Here is a 4,376-nt window from a genome sequence, read left to right on the forward strand (position 1 = left end):
AATAAAATCAAGACAATTGCTACTACGATCTTGGCAACAATAATCGAAATTCGCCCATTATTTAAAGTAGCAATATTTTTAATATAACCACTGCTATATTCATTACAAATAAAAATTGATAAATAAATTCCTAAAAACAACAATCCAAATGAATAACCAAAAGTAGTTACAAATGAATTAAGTGATTTAACGATCGTATCAATAGTAATATACAAACCTTCTTCCCTTCCACCATTAGTAGCATCAAATACAGTTCCATTCTGACTAGAATTTTGCATAAAAATTATTGCTACAAACAAACTTAAAAAAGCAACTAACGTTATCCAAAAACTTTTACTTTTTAACATCCTTACAATATCACTTTTTACAATATTAATCATAACGTTCATCCCCTTTAATCTTAGCTAAAAAATAAGATTCCAAATCTTGTTTTTGATAATAAATTTGAAATACCGGTAAATGATTTAAAGCTAATACCTCACTAACTTTAATACTTTCAATATCATCATAAATCCTAATTTCATTATCTTCTAAAACAATGTAATCTTTTAAATGTAACTGTTGATCAAGAACTGGAAGAGTGGCATCAACATCAGCTACTTTTAAAGAAAGATAATTTCGACATTTTTCATCTAATTGTTTAGCACTGATTTCTTCAATTAACTTGCCACTACGAATAATTCCATAGCGAGTTGCTACTTTTGATAATTCACCTAAAATATGACTACTAATAATAATTGTCATTTTTTTAGTTTCATTTAAGTATTGAATCACTTCCCGAATTTCTCGAATTCCTTCAGGATCTAAACCATTAATTGGTTCATCTAAAATCAATAAATCAGGATTACCTAGTAAAGCCATAGCAATTCCTAATCGCTGCTTCATTCCTAAAGAAAACTTTTTTACTGGTTTTTTACTACGATAGTCAAGTTTTACTAAACTTAATAAATCTTGAATTTTCTTTTTATCATAAACACCCATGGCAATTGCTTTAATTTCCATATTATTGTAAGCTGAAAGATTAGGATACAAACCAGGATTTTCAATCAAAGAACCAATTCGTCTTGGTAAAAAACTATTTTTGGTTTCACCAAACAATTTAATTTCACCAGAGCTAGGAAAAATAAGCCCGGTAATCATTTTCAAAGTCGTTGACTTCCCAGCTCCATTACTGCCAATGAAACCATAAATATCCCCTTGATGAATCTTCATATTAACATGGGATACTACTTGAGTATTTTTGTATGTTTTACATAAATCGTATGTTTCTAAAATAACTTCACTCATTTTACTTACCTCCTACATTTATTAGTATAAGGGATAAAGTTTTAGAAATTGATAAGCAATTATCAAGAAAGTATAAAGAATAAACTATCTATTTTAATTACCATTTACTCTATCTTATCTTATTTTTAAACAAAAGAAAAACCACAGTTTATGTGGTTAGATATAATAAATTAACATCTCATCTTTTTAATTAGTTAAAACTCAATTTTTTCATAGCAATTTCTAAGTTTTTATCATTCTTCAATCATATCATCAATTTCTTCAACACTTGATTTTATCAGCTATTTGAAAGATTATTTGTTATTTTACTGATTCATAGCATTACCTTAACTTATTTATATCACATTACTTAAACAAGTTTTATCTATTATTACTTTTTTGACTTATTCATGATCTTATAGAATCCATTTTCAATAGTTTTTCAACTTTACATAATAAAAAAGTTGAATTAAATTATTCAGCCATTTTGAATCCAATGCCCCATACCGTTTTAATATACTTTTCGTCACTATAGCGACTAAGTTTTTTACGAATGTTACTAATATGCGTATTAATGGTTTTATCATCATCATAAAAAGTATCATTCCAGGCATATTCATAGATTTCTTGTTTGGTAAAGACACGTTTTGTATTTTTCATCAACAACTCTAAAATTAAATATTCATGTTTAGTTAGTGATAAGGAATGTCCATCTACCTTACCATCATAACAGGAACTTTGTAAGATCAGGTTTTTATATATCAGATTTCCTGTTGGTTTATTTCTTTTTCTAAGCTGTACTTGAATACGTGCTAACAATTCTTCTAATTCAAACGGTTTACATAAATAATCATCAGCCCCTAATCCTAAAACACCAACTTTACTATCTAAAGAATCTTTGGCAGTTAATACAATAACAGGAATATTCGAACTTTCTCTAATTTTACTTAACAGTTTTTCCCCATCTAATCCCGGTAACATCAAATCCAGAATAATTAGATCATAGTGATCTTGATTGAATAACAGTAATCCTTCAGTTCCCGAAAACGCCGAAGTGCATTGATAATTATTATTTGTAAGATATTTAACAATCATCTCATTAATATCATTATTATCTTCAATAACTAAAATCTTCATCATCGTCACATCCTTTATAGGATATTATAACATCTAATTAAATAAATACTATAAAAAGATACCGTTATAAAACAGTATCTCTATTCACTCTTTAATTCCCAGCCATTCATGATATTACGACAGTGATATAAAATAAGTAAACTAGTTAATAGATTCATTATTAAACTAATATAACTGCTAACCATCATCAACGTAGCACTATCACTTCTAGTTATTACCATAAATAAGATAATACTGCTTGGTAAAGAACTCATAAACATGATTGCTATACGCATCAAAGTTTCTAAAAACTTTCGAGAACGGCTTCTAAAAATTTTAAGTGACCAGATTGTTCCACTAATAAAAATACTTGTATATCCTAAAATAGTTGCAAAGTACATTAAGATAACAGTAATACTTTCCTGATTGTAAAGACCTACAAATAAAAAAGCAAAGAAAGCATAAACGAATATTTTGATAAAAGTAGGGGTAACTACGGCTAATAATTTGTAAAATGGTTTTTCGGGAATTAAGTAAATTTGATAATTATTCATATCCTGTGCTAATTCAGATTGTTCAATAGCACTAAAAGCCCAGATAATTACCCAGTAAATAAACAAACTAAAATCGCTTTGTAAAAAAATCGTAAAACCAATATAAATTGCTAACGTGAGGATATCGTTTTTATTTACTAAATCATTTCCTTTACGCATTATTAACAAGTTTTTAGATAAGATGGCTAGTGCTCCTGGTTTAAATTTACCAGTTATTTTGGTTTTAACTTTACCTTGTCTTATTGCTTTTTGATCACCTTTACGAATTGCTTTTAATACCTTAGAATAAGCAAGCCCATCTTCTAAAGCCTGCTGATAAAAATCACCACGGTAATTGATAAATCCCAAATACAGAAGTAATGTTGTAAGTGACATTAACGATATTGCTACTAAAACCATGATGAAATTATTTTCAATTAAAGCAATTAATGCTAATTTGATCCAGCCAAACATGGGAATTACATAAAATAATTCTGATTGGACAAAATTAAATAATAAGTTTTCATAATTACCTGTTTGTAAATAAACAGCTAATAAAATAACTGCGATAAATAAAACGATAAGCAAAGGAATGATCTTAGCATATTTACGGTATTTTTTATCACCTATTGATAAAACATATAAATAATTATCTAAAATCATAAAACAGAAAAAGGTTATTAGAGTTATAAATAATAGTAAAAGTAAAAATGATAAAGTAATTTTAATCACGATTGATGCATACATGATGATCATTAACATAATTAAAGTAAACTGAAAGGCTTCTCCGATCATTTTAAATGATAAATATGTCATTATCTGCCATTTAGAAAATGGTGCTGTAAATAAGTAGAAAGCATCTTCACCATCCAATAATGCTTTACGCGAATTAATTAATAACATAAATACCAGCAAAATAACTATTCCAATATAGCCTAAAATAATTAAATGCAATAATTCATTATTATCCATCGCTGGTGATAAATTAGTAAGCATTGAAGTTAATCCCATTATATAAATTAAAAACAAGAACATATAACTAATTCCAACCGCTTTACTAGCAAATAAATATCGAAACGTTCCCTTTCGTTTAAGACACCATAATTTAAATAAAGGTTTCATCTTACTCACCATCCGTTGCTTCAAAGAAATATTCTTTTAAACTTTCATTATCTAGACTGTTTCTCTCTACACGTTCAACAATTTTTCCTTTATTCATGATATAAGCCTCATCATAAATATCATCAATAATATCAATAATATGAGTACTAATTAAAATAGCACAGCCAGCTTCTTTTAACTGTTTAAATATTTGTAAGACCATTTCAATACTGGCTGGGTCTAAACCAACCATCGGTTCATCTACTAATAGTGCTTTAGGCTGGATCATCAAAGCTAAAATCAAACTTAATTTTTGATTCATTCCTTTAGATAACTCTTTAGCTAATCTTTTTTTCTTAT

The 4,376-nt window shown here is 27.5% G+C and carries 5 protein-coding genes; all 5 read right to left on the reverse strand.

The features are described 5' to 3' along the window. On the reverse strand, positions 1–380 hold a 380-nt coding region (locus J7M77_RS08910; RefSeq protein WP_296877630.1), incomplete at its 3' end, for an ABC transporter permease. Next, a complete protein-coding gene (locus tag J7M77_RS08915) occupies positions 373–1,287 on the reverse strand; it encodes an ABC transporter ATP-binding protein (RefSeq protein ID WP_296877632.1) in 915 nt (304 codons plus the stop codon). The genes J7M77_RS08915 and J7M77_RS08910, both read right to left, overlap by 8 nt. 453 nt (positions 1,288–1,740) lie before the next feature. Beyond that, the gene (locus tag J7M77_RS08920; protein WP_296877634.1) at positions 1,741–2,406 is read right to left on the reverse strand and encodes a response regulator transcription factor; all 666 of its coding nucleotides are present in this window, start codon (positions 2,404–2,406) and stop codon (positions 1,741–1,743) included. A 77-nt stretch (positions 2,407–2,483) separates the two neighbouring features. After that, positions 2,484–4,037: a putative ABC exporter domain-containing protein gene (locus J7M77_RS08925; protein WP_296877636.1), complete on the reverse strand. Its 1,554-nt coding sequence runs from the start codon at positions 4,035–4,037 to the stop codon at positions 2,484–2,486. A 1-nt stretch (position 4,038) separates the two neighbouring features. Next, positions 4,039–4,376: AAA family ATPase (locus tag J7M77_RS08930; RefSeq protein ID WP_296877639.1), on the reverse strand; the 338-nt coding region annotated here is incomplete at its 5' end.

It is taken from the genome of Thomasclavelia sp., assembly GCF_017889095.1.
Classification (GTDB): domain Bacteria; phylum Bacillota_I; class Bacilli_A; order Erysipelotrichales; family Coprobacillaceae; genus Thomasclavelia.